Source organism: Fundidesulfovibrio soli, assembly GCF_022808695.1.
In the GTDB taxonomy this organism is placed as follows: Bacteria; Desulfobacterota; Desulfovibrionia; order Desulfovibrionales; family Desulfovibrionaceae; genus Fundidesulfovibrio; species Fundidesulfovibrio soli.
Map to the genome: position 1 here is coordinate 92,856 of NZ_JAKZKW010000012.1, position 16,127 is coordinate 108,982.

General features: G+C 58.0%; 11 protein-coding genes. 3 read left to right on the forward strand and 8 right to left on the reverse strand.

All coding sequences use genetic code 11. The annotated features are described in order from the left end of the window. Window positions 1-92 precede the first annotated feature (92 nt). From MLE18_RS11690 to MLE18_RS11720, 7 genes are all read right to left on the reverse strand, one after another. Entirely contained in the window at window positions 93-3,278 is a 3,186-nt protein-coding gene (locus MLE18_RS11690; protein ID WP_243438979.1) for an efflux RND transporter permease subunit, read from the reverse strand. Between the two features lie 74 nt (window positions 3,279-3,352). After that, on the reverse strand, window positions 3,353-4,471 hold the full coding sequence (locus MLE18_RS11695) for an efflux RND transporter periplasmic adaptor subunit (protein WP_243438980.1): 1,119 nt from the start codon (window positions 4,469-4,471) through the stop codon (window positions 3,353-3,355). Window positions 4,472-4,572: 101 nt separating this feature from the next. Next, window positions 4,573-5,406 (reverse strand): enoyl-CoA hydratase/isomerase family protein, encoded by an 834-nt coding sequence (locus tag MLE18_RS11700; protein ID WP_243438981.1) that lies wholly within the window; start codon window positions 5,404-5,406, stop codon window positions 4,573-4,575. Window positions 5,407-6,594: 1,188 nt separating this feature from the next. Then, window positions 6,595-9,351: a hypothetical protein gene (locus MLE18_RS11705; protein ID WP_243438982.1), complete on the reverse strand. Its 2,757-nt coding sequence runs from the start codon at window positions 9,349-9,351 to the stop codon at window positions 6,595-6,597. Between the two features lie 126 nt (window positions 9,352-9,477). After that, the gene (locus tag MLE18_RS11710; RefSeq protein WP_243438983.1) at window positions 9,478-9,666 is read right to left on the reverse strand and encodes a helix-turn-helix transcriptional regulator; all 189 of its coding nucleotides are present in this window, start codon (window positions 9,664-9,666) and stop codon (window positions 9,478-9,480) included. A 91-nt stretch (window positions 9,667-9,757) separates the two neighbouring features. After that, complete coding sequence (locus tag MLE18_RS11715; RefSeq protein ID WP_243438984.1) at window positions 9,758-10,237, reverse strand: hypothetical protein; 480 nt, start codon at window positions 10,235-10,237, stop codon at window positions 9,758-9,760. 33 nt (window positions 10,238-10,270) lie between these two features. Continuing rightward, window positions 10,271-11,425 carry a tyrosine-type recombinase/integrase gene (locus tag MLE18_RS11720; RefSeq protein WP_243438985.1) on the reverse strand — a complete coding sequence of 385 codons (1,155 nt, stop codon included), beginning with the start codon at window positions 11,423-11,425 and terminating at the stop codon, window positions 10,271-10,273. A 584-nt stretch (window positions 11,426-12,009) separates the two neighbouring features. Between MLE18_RS11720 and MLE18_RS11725 the strand changes: the two genes are divergently transcribed. The 3 genes from MLE18_RS11725 to MLE18_RS11735 are packed head-to-tail and all read left to right on the forward strand — an operon-like array spanning window position 12,010 to window position 15,498. Then, window positions 12,010-13,494 (forward strand): hypothetical protein, encoded by a 1,485-nt coding sequence (locus tag MLE18_RS11725; RefSeq protein WP_243438986.1) that lies wholly within the window; start codon window positions 12,010-12,012, stop codon window positions 13,492-13,494. Between the two features lie 9 nt (window positions 13,495-13,503). Beyond that, window positions 13,504-15,114: a hypothetical protein gene (locus MLE18_RS11730; RefSeq protein WP_243438987.1), complete on the forward strand. Its 1,611-nt coding sequence runs from the start codon at window positions 13,504-13,506 to the stop codon at window positions 15,112-15,114. A gap of 60 nt (window positions 15,115-15,174) precedes the next feature. Continuing rightward, a complete protein-coding gene (locus tag MLE18_RS11735) occupies window positions 15,175-15,498 on the forward strand; it encodes a hypothetical protein (RefSeq protein ID WP_243438988.1) in 324 nt (107 codons plus the stop codon). Window positions 15,499-15,538: 40 nt separating this feature from the next. On the opposite strand, the gene MLE18_RS11740 is transcribed toward MLE18_RS11735, so the two are convergent. Continuing rightward, window positions 15,539-15,946, reverse strand: coding sequence for a tyrosine-type recombinase/integrase (locus tag MLE18_RS11740; RefSeq protein ID WP_243438989.1), 408 nt, complete (start codon window positions 15,944-15,946; stop codon window positions 15,539-15,541). Window positions 15,947-16,127: the final 181 nt, after the last annotated feature.

The window sequence follows — 16,127 nt, forward strand, 5'->3', positions numbered from 1 at the left end:
CCAGGACACTGCTGGCGCTGTCCGGAGAACCCCCAGGGCGGAAACAACGGGCCCCTGTTTGCATGAAGCATGGACGCCCGCTGGGCAGAACACTAGGCATGTTTGTTCTCCTTGTCCTCATGCGTTGCGCCTGAAGCATCATCTGGAGGGACGTTCGCGGCATCGTGCTTGCCTTTGTGGCTCATCTTCTCCACGAGGTAGAAGGTGACCGGAATCAGGAAGATGGCGATCACGGTCGCGGCCAGCATGCCGCCGATCACGCCCGTGCCCATCACCTTGCGGGAGACGGCTCCCGACCCTGTGGCCAGGGCCAGCGGCACGCAGCCCAGGATGAAGGCAAAGCTGGTCATCAGGATCGGCCGGAGGCGCAGCTTGGCCCCCTCCAGTGCAGCCTCGACCAGCCCCTTGCCCTTTTCGTATTCGACCTTGGCGAACTCGACGATCAGGATCGCGTTCTTCGCCGCCAGCCCGATGAGCATGATCAGGCCGATCTCCGCGTAGATGTTGAACTCCAGTGATCGTACGAAGATGCCGGCAAAAGCGCCGAAGATGGCCACCGGCGTACCCAGCAGCACGCTGAAGGGCAGGCTCCAGCTCTCGTACTGCGCGGCCAGGATGAGAAAGACGAAGAGCAGCGACAGCGCGAAGACCACGCTCACCGGCACGCCCTCCTGGGCCTTCTTCTCTTGGTAGGACATGCCCATGTAGTCGTAGCCCATCTCGCGCGGCATGGTTTGCCGGAACACCTCCTCGAGCGCCTTCATGGCCTGTGTGGAACTGTATCCCGGCTTTGGCGTGGCGTTGATTTGGGCTGAGCGGTACAGGTTGTAGCGCATGGTGAACTCGGGGCCCATGCGGTTTTCAATGCGGGTCAGGGTCGAAAGCGGGACGGGTTGCCCGGCGGCGTTGCGGACGTAGAACTGCCCCAGCTGGTCCGCCTCTGTCCTGAACTCCCCCTCGGCCTGGAGGTAGACCTGCCACTGTCGGCCGAATCTGTTGAAGTAGTTGATGAAATAGCCGCCCATGAACGCCTGGAGCGTGGAGTAGACCTGGGCCAGGTCCACGCCTTGCTTCAGAACTTTGTCCCGGTCGACGTCGACGAAGACCTGGGGGACAGTGGGCAGGAATGTGGTCGATATGCGCCCGATTTCCGGCCGCTTTGCCGCTTCGGCGAGGAATTTCTGCACGTTTTCCCAGAGGAAGGGGATGTCCTTGCCGGCGCGGTCCTCCAGGATGAAGGTCACGCCGCCGGAGGTGCCGATGCCCGGTATCGCAGGGGGCGAAAAGGCGAAGGCCGTGCCCTGGGGCAGTTGGCGCAGCCGCTGGTTCAGGTTGGCCATGATGGCCGTGTACTGTTCCTCTGGTTTCTTGCGCTCGTGCCAGGGCTTGAGCGTGACGAAGAAGAAGCCACTGTATGTGTTGGTGATGCCGGAAAGCATGCTGTAGCCCGCGACCGTGGTGCAGAACTCCACGCCGGGGGAGGACATGATGATGCTCTCGATGTCCTTGCAGGCCAGGCTGGTGCGTTGCAGCGACGCCGCGTCAGGGAGTTGCACGCCCGCGTAGAAGTAACCCTGGTCCTCCTCTGGGAGGAAGCCGCCCGGAACGATCTTGGCGAGCATGCCCGTTCCGAGGGTCATGGCCACCAATAGGGCGATGCTGATGAGCGCCTTGCGGATGAACCAGCCGCACAGGTTGACGTACCCGTTGGTGGCTTTGCCGAAGAGGTTGTTGAACCCGCGGTAGAACGCGCCAAGGGGCCCGCGCGCCTCCTTCTTCTTCCGCAGGATCAGCACGGAGAGCGCGGGGCTCAGCGTGAGCGCGGTGAAGGCGGAGATCAGAACCGAAATGGCTATGGTGATGGCGAATTGCTGATAAAGGCGGCCCGTGATGCCCGGGATGAAGATCGTTGGGAGAAACACCGCCGAAAGAACCAGGGCGATGGCGACAACCGGGCCGGAGACTTCCTCCATGGCCTTCAGCGTCGCCTCCTTGGGGGACAGCCCGTGTTCGAGGTGGTGTTCGACGGCCTCGACGACAACGATGGCGTCGTCCACCACCAGGCCGATGGCTAGCACCAGGCCCATGAGCGCGATGGTGTTAATGGAAAAGCCGATGACCGGGAAAAAGGCGAACGTGCCGATCAGCGACACCGGCACGGCCAGAGCCGGAATGAGGGTCGCCCGCCAGCCCTGGAGGAATATGAACACGACGATGATCACCAGCACCAGGGCTTCGCCCAGGGTGTGCAGGATCTCCTTGATGCCTTCGCGCACGGACTGCGTCGTGTCGAGGGACACGACATAGTCCAGATCCTGGGGGAAGGACGTGCGTTTCACCTCTTCCATGAGTTTCTTCACACCGTCCACGGCCGCGATGGCGTTTGACCCCGGGAGTTGGTATAGGGCGAGGACCGCGGAGGGCTTGCCGTTCAGGCGGCCGGTCATTGAGTACGTCTGCGAGTCGAGCTCGATCCGGGCGACATCGCTCAGGCGGACAATAGAACCGTCGGGATTCGCCCGCACCACGATGTCCGCGAACTCATCCGGGGTCTCGAGCCGCCCCTGCGCGCGGATGGCGTAGGTGTATTCCTGCCCGGGCGGGGCCGGCTCGGCGCCGATCTGTCCGGCGGGGTTGACGGTGTTCTGCTTCTTCACCGCGTTCACGATTTCCGGGACCGTGATGCCCAGTTTGGCGAGGATGTCCGGCCGCACCCAGAGGCGCATGGCGTACTGGCCCGCCCCGAAGACGGTGACGCTGGCGATACCGGGCACACGTGTGAGCTGGTCGTTAAGGTTGATGTAGGCGTAGTTGGCCAGGAAGGTGGCGTCGTGGGTCTCGTTCGGTGAGACGAGGGACACCAGCATCAGCGGCGAGGAGGTGGATTTCTTCACGGTGACGCCGTAGTCCCGCACGTCCGATGGCAGTTTGGAATCGCTCTGGCTCTTGCGCATTTGCGCCAGGACCTGGTCAATGTTCGGGTCCGTGCTGACGTCGAAATTCACGTACAGCTTCAGCTCGCCGTTGTTGGCGTTGAGCGAATACATGTAGTTCATGTTGTCCACGCCGCTCATCTCCTGTTCGATCGGCGTGGCAACGGACTGCTCGACGGTTTGCGAGTCAGCCCCGACATACGTGGTGTTAATGAAAATTTCCGGCGGTACGATGTTCGGATACTGTGCGATCGGAAGTCCAAGTATCGCGACAGTGCCGATGATCACGATGAACACCGAAATAACGATGGCGACTATCGGCCTGTTAATGAAGAATTTTGCCATGAGCAGCCTACCCTCTTCCTTGCGGCAGCAAGAATGCAGTTCGAAGAATCGTGATCAATACACGCCGGGCACGGCTACTTCTTGACTTTCGGGTTGACCACTATCCCGTCGCGAATCTTGGTCAAGCCTTCGGAGACCACAAGATCGCCAGGCTTGAGCCCCTGCAGCACCATCCACATCTGGTCGACACGTTCTCCCACTTTCACCTGTTTGATGTGGACGACGTTGTTCTGGTCAACCACGGCGACCTGGTATTTGCCCTGAAGTTCGCTGACGGCGCGCTGAGGCACAAGCAGGGCGCCTGACTGGGTCTGGGTGAGCGCGCGGACCTTGGCGAACTGTCCGGGGCGCAGGAAGTTGTCCGGATTAGGGAACAAGGCGGCCACCTTCAAAGTACCCGTGCTGGGGTCCACATGGCGATCGGCGAAAGAAACTCGCCCCTTCTCCTTCCATGTGGTCCCGTCGGCCAGGATCAACTCTAGAGGAATCTGAGGCGGGGCGACCTGTGTCGATCCCTTTTTCTGGGCCGCGCCGAGGTATTCGGCCTCGCTGATGGAAATGTACGCCTTGATGGGGTTCACCGTGGAGACTGTGGTCAGGACGCTGTTCTGCTGCGTGCCCACGAGGTCGCCGATCTGAACCTGGGAGATGCCCGCGATGCCGTCGATGGGCGAGGCAATCTTGCAGAAATCAAGGTCCAGTTGGGCCCGCTGGAGGGATGCCTTGGCGGCCAGCACCTGCGCTTCCGCAGCCTGCACCGCGCCTGTCGCGTCGTCCTTGTCCTTCTGGCTGAGGGCTTTGGCTGCGGCGAGCGGCAGGATCCTTTTCAGCGTTGCCTGGTGGGTTCTGAGCACAGCTTCGTATTTGGCCAGAACGGCCTTGGCCTCGCTCACAGTGGCCTCGAAGGGGCGCGGGTCGATTTCGAAGAGCGTGGTGCCCTTGGCGACGAAATCCCCTTCCTTGTAGTTCTGCTTGACCAGATAGCCCTGGACCTGGGCGCGAATGGACGCGTTTATCAGGCCGTCCAGCGAGGCCACCCATTCGCCGTAAATGGGGACGTCTTTCTGGGTGACTGCCACCACCTCGACGTCTGGAGGGGGCGGGGCATCGGAGGGCTTGGTCGTTTGTGAGTGGACGACAGCGCTGTTGAACAACAAAAAGACTGCAACGAACGGCAACAATAGATGTCTCACGATGTTTCTCCTGCTGAACATGCTGCGTGCCAGTCACTCAATAGATTCCGAACAATAAATGCCTTCGACGCACGTGTATCCGACAGACGCCACGGCCAATGCTATTCCTGTGCGTGGTGTGCGCTTCTTATCTGTTCAGGCGTAACACCCAGGATCGTCACACAGTGGTGCTCGAACAGACGTTCGAAAGAAGGCGAGATCAGTCGCGCCCGGATCAGTTCGTCCTCATGCGCTAAAGATTGCTCAAGATCTTTCAGGTTGCATTTGTACAGCTTCCGCAAAGATAGGATGTAAGGACGGTTTTCTGTAAACTCCTGCGTCGTCAGGAATGATAGTTCCTGCTCGACGTCATCCTGCTTGATGATTTTATCAATCAATCCAAGAGACAGTGCCTCCTCAGCAGAAAACTGCCGCCAGCCGAGAATCTCTATGGCCTTCATTTCGCCTAGTATTTTCGGAAGATAATAGCCGCTGCCCTTGGTGATCACTCCCAGGGCGGCGTTCGGATTCTCGAACATGGTCCGCTCCATGGCGATGCGGTAGTCAAAGGAAAGACTTATATTTAGGCTAAGCAAGGAGTTGAGGCCGCTGGCGATGTGAACCGTCGGGATTTTCAGCGTGGACAAGAAAGTTATGAAGTTGTTTATTGCATTGAAATAACGCTCAGCCCTTTTGTTTGCGGTAGTCATGGGCAAGGCAAGGGCCATTGACTTCCAAGAAGCCGAAAAAGTGCTGTCGTTGGCGTGCGAATAGTAAATCAGCGCATGAATGTTTCTGTTTGTGGATATGGATTTCAGATGCTCATACAGCTTGAACAGAGCATCTGTGTCGCTGGTGACTTCAAAGACGTGTTTCGTCTGTTTGATATGCAGAACACCTTCTGCAATGTGCCAATCGAACAATGGTGACTGCATGTTCTGGGCGCTGTGGTCCATTGTGGTCTCGCAATGCGCAGGGTTTCTAGGCGAACAGCCTTTGCCCGTTGTCGATGTTGCGTTAGTTCTATTTGAAGCTTTATAACAGGTCAAGCCCGTTGGCCCGTTTTGTTACAAATACCGGCATGTGCTGCCTTTCGTTGCGGATGGCACAAATGAAGTGCCTGTAGGCAAAAAGCAGCGCCGCAAAAGGCTTCGGTCCGCCTTACAGCTGTCTGCCGACGCTGTTGCACCAAGAGGGTCGGAATGCGCATCTGGATGAAAAGTGAAATGTCCACAGGCATGAGAAGTAGTGGGGCCAGTTCAACCTACTGACGGGGGCCGTGGCCACCTCCGCGCCCAACCCAACCCCTTCATCCCGATCCCAATCGCGGTCATCTGAAACCTCCCCATCTCGCCCATCAGACGGTCATAAGTCCTCCACCACATGTGCGGTGGCTTCTCGATAGTGATCTCACCGGGTTCTGCGCCCAACCGGCCGCGCAACTTATTGGCCCTGCGGAACATGCGGTCCTGGAGCGTCTCGCACTGGGAGGCGTAGGCAAGGTCCTGGCACTTGCGGCATAGGAATCGCTGATTTCCGTACAGGACATAACAGCGCCTGCCGCAGCGCGGGCACCGGAACCACGGGCGCTTGCCGCCGAAGCGGCATGGGGTCCACTCCGTTGGGATAGTTTGGGTGACGTCCTCCCAGTCACCACCACGAACACGCACCCGGAAAGATAGGCGGAGAGAATCCGCGCTCACGAAGAGCGTCATGCTGCCGCCATCTCTCCAGGAGAGGCTGCCCGAGTAACCAGAGCGCAATGCACCTAGCTTCTGGATGCGGAGTATATCCAAGCGCACAAAGTCTCGGGTCTTCCCCTTCCACCCAGATCTTCCCGAACCGAAACCGCCCATACGTTTACCTCTCTGGTAATGCGAAATTTCTTGGGAACGTTGTTCTATTCGTTGATAGGATCCGAGATGGCCCGCTGGGCTGCGTTGGAAATCGTACGATGTTGAAATTCAATTAACTCGATAGAGCGATATCAGCGACGTTCCTTCTCGCGTCCGCATATGTTAAGTCGTTCTCAGTCTAGTGGGTTCGTAGGGTTTCAGTGGATTCTCTGCAGCCCATCCCTAAGAAATTATTTTCCTAGGGGGGGACTATACGGAATCCACTGAAACGCACTAAACCCACTGGTCTCAAAGTTCACTGCTCTTTACGTACCAGCGGGAGTTACCATCGCGGACGGTACCGCGCTCGAAGCAAAGGCCATCAACGATGCGCCCAACGCGCTTCTTGATCCAGTGCCCGAGTCGGCGGGCGTTGACGCTGCGTCCGTCACCCGCGATCTCATCCAAGACACCCCTGAGCAGTTCACGCATCGCCTGGGCGTCGGCCTGCGATTCACCATCTTCACCGACAGGGGTGAACCCATGAACTACGTGCTCGATGGCGTCCTTCACTGCTATGTGCGCGTCGCCGAAGCGAGATCGCCATGCGTGGAGCAGGGCGCGGAGTTTCGCCGTATCCGAGTCCTGGGCGTAGTTGACGTTGACGCCATCGGCGGGGTCGGCCAGTTCGAATGGGGCGAGCCCTTCGTGGGACACCCAGCACACGCACTGGCGCACCAGGTCATTCCACGCCTCGAAGCTGCCCATGGACCCCTTACCGTTCTTGGGAGCGCCTGCTTCGATGAATCCGCGCAAGACCGTGAGCAGTGCGGCCCGGTACTCCCGCCACTGCTCGCGCATGAGCGCCACGGGGTCGAATGGGAATGTGAGGGCATCCGGCCGCTCGACTCCGTGGTCCATGGTGATTTTGAGGACGCGGCGTGAGAGGTCACCAACAAGTTGGATGTTGTTGCCGGTCATCAGGATCAGCACCCTGGACGGAACCGTTACCCTCTCAGATATGCCCAGCACTCGGTCCTGATAGCCGCTGGAACTCGTCAGGAGGGCGCAGAGGTCAGCAGACTCCACAGGGCCATCCATGTTGTCCAGAAGTAAGCTCTGCGGCAAGGAGAGCAGATGCGCCATGATAGTCTTGCGCTGTTCTTCCTTCTGCCCAGGCCACGGGGACACATGAGGCAGGCTGCCGCCGAACATCCCGATGGCTTGAGCAGCTTTGGTTTTTCCGGTCCCCGCCGTGGGTGCGTCGAAAGCAAATCCCGGCGCAGTGGGCAGCATCGGGCGCTGTATAGCCGTCATCATGGCCGCCAGCGCAACGGCGCGGTCCAACGACGTCTTAAATGGGAAATGGGCGAACGGCTCCCACGCTGTCGCCAAGGCTGCCCGGACCTGGTCCTTGCCAGGGAGCGGAGGGACGTGCCCGCGCGTCACCGTCTCGTCGCTGAAATGCAGTAGCTCGGTCGCTCTGTCCCAACCCGGGACGGAGAGAAGCGAACCGTCTTCACGCAGGAGGGGGGCTTTGATTATTCCGCTCAAGCGTTTCACGCTCCACCCGCCCTGGCTGTCGATGATCCTGCCTGGGAGATCTCGCGGACAGTCTTTCGGTACCCAGGCCTTCTGACTCATGGAGTAGCGTTCGAACCTGATGCGATCCTCCAAACGGAGCGCCAGCCAAGGAGCCGTGATGTGTTTCACAGCCCCGCCATTCTTGCCCACCACGCGCGCCAGCCGCCCGGCCACCTCAAACACGTCGCCGTCGCGAGCAAGCACCGTGTCGGCTGTCTGGAAAAGCAACGGCCCGTCGCCTTCCCGAAATTGCAAGACGACCTTTTGGGGCAGTAGTTCGAACCACTGCCCACCATGCGCATGGCTCCAGATGTGCGGCCGTCCGCCGGAATGCAAGTTGATGAAGCCGATTCGGTTGTCGTTGCCGTAGTCCGGCTCTAGAGGGTCCCGGCAGCGTTGGGCGTGGTAGCGGTCGGGCTCGCGAAGAAGGTCGCCAACGGTGACGCGCTCCCCGCTTTCCAAGGACAACTCGAAGTAGCTTGGCAGTTTCTGCTCCTCCACAGCCCGCCGGAATGCCTTAAGAGAAGCCTCCTCGGCCTCAGCGTCGAGTTTGTCACCCCGCTCGCGCAGACGCTCCTTGTATTCCTCCAGGCGCTCGGCGGCCCATTTCCCCCTGGCCGACCGCGCTTCCTCGGCCACTTCCTCGCGGGCGGCAGCCACGAGTGCCTTGAGCTCGACCTGCTCGGCAGACGTCAGGTCTGGGATGGCCTCCACAGTGTTGAGCGGTGTGGCTTCGTTGTTGAAAACCTCCGGGTCTGGGCGATCCTGCGCAAGCGGAGGGACGCAGCGCGCCCCGGCGGCGAAGTCCAAGCGCTCGGGCTGGAACACGGCGGCATCGATAATCGTACGATTTAGAATTAGCCCCGACTTGGACACAATACAGTACCCGCAACCGGCCAGCCACAGACGGTCGAACAGCGCCTTGCCTGCGCGCGGGATGTCCCTGGCGTCCGCGACGAGGATGTAGGCGCGCAATCCACCTTCGGCGCGGAGCCAACCGTCATCGACCTCGGTGTTGGAAATCCAAGAACTGGCGCTATCCGTCATTACCGTGGGAGCACTCGCAAGGGGCGGGCATACCTCGATTAGAGCATGGCGCAGGGCTTCTCGGGTTAGCGCTGACTGGCCGGGACGAGGATCGTAATCGTTCATCAGAATCCCCGGTCCTACAGGCCAGTCGAAATAATCGCGGGATCGGGCGATCTTGCCTTCCTGAGCGGCGTCCTTGGTGACGAGCTGGACCTGCTCATTTGGGGCTAGGCCGCGTGGCACGCCGTAACAGAGCGCTTGATTGGTTTTGAGGCTCGAGAGGAACTTGGCGAAGTTCGCCATGCTCGAGATTCGCAAATGCTGGGCGCGGCCCTCGACAAGCTGCCCGCCAGGTTTCTTGACGAGATTGCCTTCGGCGTCGAGCAGGAAGGACTTGCTCAGGCAGCCAGGGATCACAGCCGAGATACCGGTGATGGAGAAGGGGGCGCTCATAAGTACCCCCAGCTATTGACTGACCATAACCCGGTGGGTATCTGAATCTTGTCGGAATTCATGTTTTCGCCCCCGTCCTGGCCGCGAACCTGGGCGGGGCGCTTTCGTTGTTCAGCATACGCCCCCCTACGCCGCCTGGGGATCGATGCGGTTCTCGGCGATGAAGCGCTCGAGGTCGGCCAGCCTATAGCGGACGGACCGGCCGATTTTGACGAACGGGGGCGGCTGACACTTGAGGCGACGGGCTTGGAGGGTGCGCACGCTGATGCCCAGGAACTGGGCTGCTTGGCGCTCGTCGAGGATGTGTGGATTCATGGCTTCTCTCCTTGTTTGTCCAGCTGCGATTCAGTGCAGTCGGGGAGTCAGCCATGGTAGAGCGCATTTTTTGAGTTACTGCATGGTAGCCTTAATCGCGATAATGTTTACCACGTGGTTTGCGCTTGCGCGGGTAGACCCATGTCGATAATCGGTTGACTGTGCGCTCAATCTCTTCCTCCGAAGGGTCCTTGTCTTCTATCATCTCCAGGGCAAGTATTCGAAGTGCTTCATCAGCTGTCTTCCCTTGTTCTACAAGCGCATCAAAGTCTGCCCTCGTAAAGCTGTGTCGCGTTTCATTTAATGTTCCATGTATTGTATTTACTGGCTTGCCCCTGCGGCGTTTTCCTTCAAGAAGGTCTGCGGCATACTCCAGGATTTCGCACGGTATGTTTACCTCAACCAGGTTACGCAGGCTCTTCGCAATAAGTCGCGGAGACACATTTTTACCTGAACTGATCAGGTCCGCCACGCAATCTAAAGTATACTCTTGCAGCCCGACATCTTCTGCAGCTTCCCATTGCTGCTCTTCAGTGAGAGAGCCCCAGTCGATCTTTCGACGCGTCGCCATTTACCACCTCAGATGGTGCTCGCTAGCACTGCGCTACGCTGATTCCGATTTTTGCGAGCCAATACTCCCCAAGATATCCCCAGCCACCTCGGAAGCCCGTTTCAGAGCGTCATCACGCAAGTGGCTATACCTCTTTGTCATCGTGGCGGACTTGTGAGTCAAGAGTTTCTGCAGCGTCAGCATGTCCACCTGCCCGGATGACGCCAGCGTGGAGGCGAACACGTGGCGCAGGCCATGGAGCGGGCGGAAACTGGCGGGCAGCCCGGCCCTTTTCTTGATGATGTTGCTGGCGATCTGGATGGTGGTGCGCTGCTTGCCGTTCTTGCCGGGGAAGACGTATGGCGTGTCCGGAATCCGTGGATGACCGTCGAGTACTCGCCTGGCCATCTCGTTCAGCGGTATCTTCTGGTCCTTGCCGCCCTTGGGGCTGCGGATGAAGATGAACCCCCGCAGAAAATCGACATCGTCCCAGCGCAGTTTGAATAGCTCGCCTCGCCTCATGCCCGTGTATAGCGCCAACCTCATGAAGTTGGCCGCCTGGGCATTGGGTTCGGCCTCGATGGCGGCGATAAGGCGAGCCAACTCATCGGGATCGAGGTCCTCGGTGACCTCGTTATTGACATGCGGCAGGCTGATATTCAGCCGTTTGGGGTCGGGGGCATCGCAGAGCCCCTTGGCCACACCGAAGTGGATTATTCGCTTCAGCAACGCCATGACGTGCTTAACCGTTTGCGGAGTCTTGGTCTTCAGGAGCCGTATGCGCAGGCGGTCTACATCCATGGTCAGAATCTCCGTCGGGATGCGCGCTCCGAACGCGGGCGCGAGATACTTGTTGAAGCGGGAGCTGTCTGTGCTCAGACCGTGAGTAGCAGTCCGATGGCTCCGGTACTCCTCCCAGAGGCGGGAGAGCGTCCACCGATTTTGAGCCGCGAGGCGCTCGGCCTCTTCGGCTTCACGGCGAGCCTGATTTGACGGTGCCCTCCCTTCAATACGCTCCGCCCTGATCCTCGAAGCTTTGGCAGGGGTCATGGCGTCCTGGTGCTGTCGCCCAGCCTTCTCCTCGATAAGACGTCCATCTCGGCGATACCTGATGACGAAGATCTTCTCGGCGCGGCCGTCCGTGATGGATTTCCCCTTGTAGTAGTAGACGCCCGGGTAGTCGGTCTTGAAGCGCTCTTGGGCTGGCATGGAAACACCTTTTGGTGGGGTATGGCCTGCACCCCACCTCACCCTAGTTTTTTCATGTGCGGACAACGATCTCCGTGACTCAGTACCCCACGCTATACCCCACACTCGCGATCAAAATAGATAGTTTCTGGTCGTAGTCAAGCGCAAAGGTTTCTCGGAGAAAGCCACGCTATTAGTATATTAGAGAAGAAGAAGGTAGTCAGCAGCAAATTATGTTGATGGCCTCTCACGCCGCTAACAGGGGTTCAAATCCCCTTGGGGACGCCAAGAAATTCAGCGGTTTACGCGACAAGCGTAAGCCGCTTTTTCTTTTGTCCACACGAAGTCCACATCCCTCCCCCTGGCAGTCGTTCAAATCGTCCGGCGTCTTGTGCGAAGAGATGGCCTCTAACTTTCGGGTGGAAGACAATCTCAGTGGCCTTCTCCTTCAGTTTCTCATTCCGCCGATAACGACGCGCTGTTCATCCATTCTCACCAACTTGCAGGGGGGCATCATGGAAGGGGGGTTCCTGGTATCATTATGTCGTGATATAGGTTGGTACGGCATTCATTTTATTTTGTAATTATTGACGGGGAGGGTATTCATGGGCGGCCAGCCTGAACGTCTGAAAGGGAACGGCGCACTGTGCTTCGAACGCAAGGCAGTCCTTTGGGGTTTCTTCATGGGGGTGATATGCTTCGCTCTCGCCAGTGCGATCTTGTTTTATTTCATGTTCAGGAACCCCGACATTCTGATCGCGAAAATAGCTGGTTTGCATTCTGGCACGGTCGCAGCAGCGGAGAGCGGGCCGCTTAGGGAGTTGCGACAGGAGCAAAGCAGGCGGGGGCTTGAAAAAGCGAAGAAATACCTCGAGAAGGATGACCTAGCCAATGCCGGGCTATTTTTCAGCAATGCCTTGGCCAATTCCTCTCAAAAGATTGAAATTATCTCCGGGTACACGGATGCCGTGGTCAGGTGGCAAGAACGCCAACGAGCAGATGGTGGCTCGAAAAACGCCGGAGCCTTCCTTATCACGGACATGATCACCCTCCTGAACATGCAGGTTGTTTACGTTACCCCCCCTGAAATGCCCGCCTTAATGGAAGCCATGACCAAGTTGGAGCAGCTGGAGCAGGTACCCAGGGCGTCAGGCGAAAGTCCTCCCTCACTGCCAATCGATGAGGCCTTGGTGGCTAAGATCGACGCTCTTCTGCAGACAACCGTTCCGACCGCTCCCGACACACTTGAGCAGCAGGAGAGGGAGTTGGGAGATTTGATTGCGGGTCTTGGGACTTTCAACAACACCGGACATGTGGCGGACCTGCTCTCCCGGCTAGAGGAGAAACGTCAGAATATCCGGAAACTCTCGGAAACCTATTCTGTCTGCAACCGCGCCAAGGATTTCCTTAAGAAGGCAGAACAAGGAGAGCCTGGTTCGGATTTCACGGCATATTACGTTTCCGCTGCCGAATCGATTCTACGTCAAATTATTCCGTTGCAGGACGACCTTACTGGATTCGACCAGTCGGTTTCTGTCCAGCTGTCCGCAGAGCTCGACCGGGTTTCCAAAGTGATCATCAGGAAGAAGTCTGAGAAAGAATTCGACAAAGTGGATGCCTTGTACCAGAAGGTGAAGAAATTTGAGAGTATATCCGCGTCTTACAAGTGCCAGGAAGCCATAGACGCATTAACCGGATTCTTGAATGAAGCACAGCCGACCCTAGTGGCAATTGCGGACCCGGATGTGGGCAGGCGGGCCAGAGAATTCATCACCCAAAACGGGGCTCTGTTAAAAAATTGGGGGGGTGAGCAGCAAAACCGGTATGATAGGTGGGCATTAAAGGAAATATCTGACCTTTACGGGGAAACAAAGCAGTACATCGGGAAGATAAGCTCAGACAACGATAGGATCAACTCGGCGCTGCGAAGATACATTGACGACATCGACACGCGTCTCCTTTCTCCGACGGTCAGTCGCGCCTACAGCGAGGTTTACGAACTGTTTGTCCGGGAGCTAAAAGACGAGCAAAAGATAGAGCTTGCGAAGCACTTCGCGGTGTCATCCAAAAAGAGCTTGATGAATTTCTGAGGGGGCCGGGTGCGCGATATAGTCATATTCGTCTTGGTCTCGCTTGTACTTGTAGGTCCGGCTGACCTCTGGGCTGCCGACCGCCACGCGGCGGCGATATCCCTCTCGGTTGGCACCGGGCTCGTGGTGCCCGCCACTATGGATTCAGTCATGCTCGAGTCCCATGCCCTCTCCAGCAGGCGCTACACACATCTCAAGGGCGAAGTCGGCGAGAGGGTAATGGATGCTCTCGTGGGGAAGGACTGGAAAAATATTGAGCCAAACATTGGCACCCAGGACAGAAGGGGCATCGACGGCTTGTACATGCGCTTCAAAAAAGGGAAGCCTAGCTCGCTCATGGTCGCGGAGGCCAAATACAACACCAGTCCGCTTGGGATAACCAGCGACGGCCTCCAGATGAGCCGGGAATGGATATCGTCCAGGCTCGAGGCAATATCGAAGCGGTATTCCCATATGGCCGCAGACATCGCTGCAGGGGAGTATGTAGCCTCCCCGTCCCCTCCCCCGACATATGAGCCCACCGTTGGAGAGGTCGAGATGCCCGACGGACGTAAAGTGACAGTATGGAGGGACAGGCAGTCAGGGAAGTGGATGGTTTATCCACCTGAGAATGTTGACAACACGCTTCTAGCGCGGCAGATGAACAGGGTAGCTATCTATCTTCAGGGCGCTGCCGACGGCAAGATCGACTACAGGACTAGGATTGACCGGGTGCGGTTTACAGGAAACAAGCTCCTGGTCGACGTACTCGATCCGGAGACGTCCACTGTCCGGACCATCGATGTGGACAATCTCCCTGCTGCAGATCAGCGGCGGATTAAGAACGCCATAATTGACACTATCGCAGAGGACCTCCATAAGAACGACCCGTCCGTGCGAACCCCTTCGCAGGCTCAGCAGAAGGCCAGGGTGCTCTATGAGCAGGCGGAGAAAACATGTGGACTTGAAGATTTTCTGAACCGATACCACCCCGTGGCTAAGTGGTCGCCTCTGCTGGGCGTCAAGACCGCCGCGCTGGGCGGGATCTTCGGCGGCGTTCTCGCCGGGGGCCTCGACAGCATTTTCCAGCTCATTCAAAACGGCCAAGTCAATTTGCGCAGGGCAGGCACCTTCACGGCCTTGGGAGCCCTAAGCGAGTTCTCCGGCGTTTGGGCCGGATCACAATTCGCGTACGGGCTGGAGTCGCTTGCAGCCCAGAGGGTCGGAGTAGGTGTGTCGTCTTTAGGGCTGCGTCCGGTATCCGGCTTTATCGGCGGAGCAGCAGGCGGAGCGGTCACTGCGACGCTATTCTCGTTCGGCTCTTACTGGCTTGGGTATTCGGACCTTACAACCGCCCAGAGAAACACGGTGGCTGGGGTCGCGGGGTCCGTCGTGGGGGCCGCTGCCAGCACAGCCATTTCCTCACTGTCGGGGGCCGCTGCGGCGAACGCCGGTCTAATGGGAGGAGGAGCGTTGGCGGCGGGCGGTCTGGGAGGTACGATAATAATTTCAGGAGGAGTCGCAATAATCGTTATTGCGACAGCTGCCGGTGTTATGTATATATATCATATTTCAGACAAAACTACGGAAATGAAAAAAGTGGGGGCGGTCGTCAACGCGATATATAGGAGCGCGAAGTAGGGTTGGCAGGTCGCGGCAAGTCACAAGTATCCCCACCATCACCAGGGAGGGCGTTTAATTATGGCCAAAGAGAAAAACAAGGGGGATGGACAATCCCCAGGGGAGACGATTCTGAAGATCGTTAACCCCAGCACCGGTACCCCTACACATTTCGCTTACTCAGCTAAATCGCTGGCAATCTCTCATGATGGAGAAGTGATTGGTCAGACGATACCACTCGCTCGCGTCGAAGATGTTGCAAAAAGAATAGGTGTTCATCGCATGGCAATTCCAATCCATATGATAGAACACGACTTGCCAGTGTATTCGATCGGATCGGATGACTTCATCAACATGGAAGACCTTAAATTTTTGATCGAAGAGATTGGCTTCTCATTTTGGTAGGTAGGCGAAGAATGCTTTGATGGTTGTATTTCTTGAAAGGCTACATGTTTTCTTTCCCCGTCCTGGCTGAAATGCGGGAGATCTTTCCTGGACCGCGTTGACCCATGACTGCCTCCATGGCCTCCTGGGTCTGCTTCAGGCCCAGGCTCTGGAGGTAGCGGGTGGTTGTCTGCGGCGACTTGTGCCGAAGCACAGCCTGGACCACGGCCACCGGCTGCCCTTCGCGGTACAGGAGGCTCGCCGTCAGGTGGCGGATGGCGTGGAAGCCGAACGTTTTCACCTCAGCCTTCTCGCACAGGCGCTCCATGAAATGCTGGCGATTGGTGAACGGCTCACCCAGGTAATCCTTACAGAAAGCATATTCCTCTATGTTCACGAAGACATGATCTGACTTGATGGGCCGGTGTTCCCACCACGCCAGGAGAACCTTCTTGAGGCGTAGCACCATGGGCACTGGGTCGGCCTCCAGGTCGCCCCCGGCGCGTTTTCTGGTCCAGAGGGTTGAGGTGGATGCGGAAAATTGGACAGTTCGCTAAGCTGGAGTCCTCAAGCGAGGAGGACGGTCTACGATGTCCAAGCGAAGGAAGTTTTCTGCGGAGTTCAAAGCCAAGGTGGCCCTGGAGGCTTTG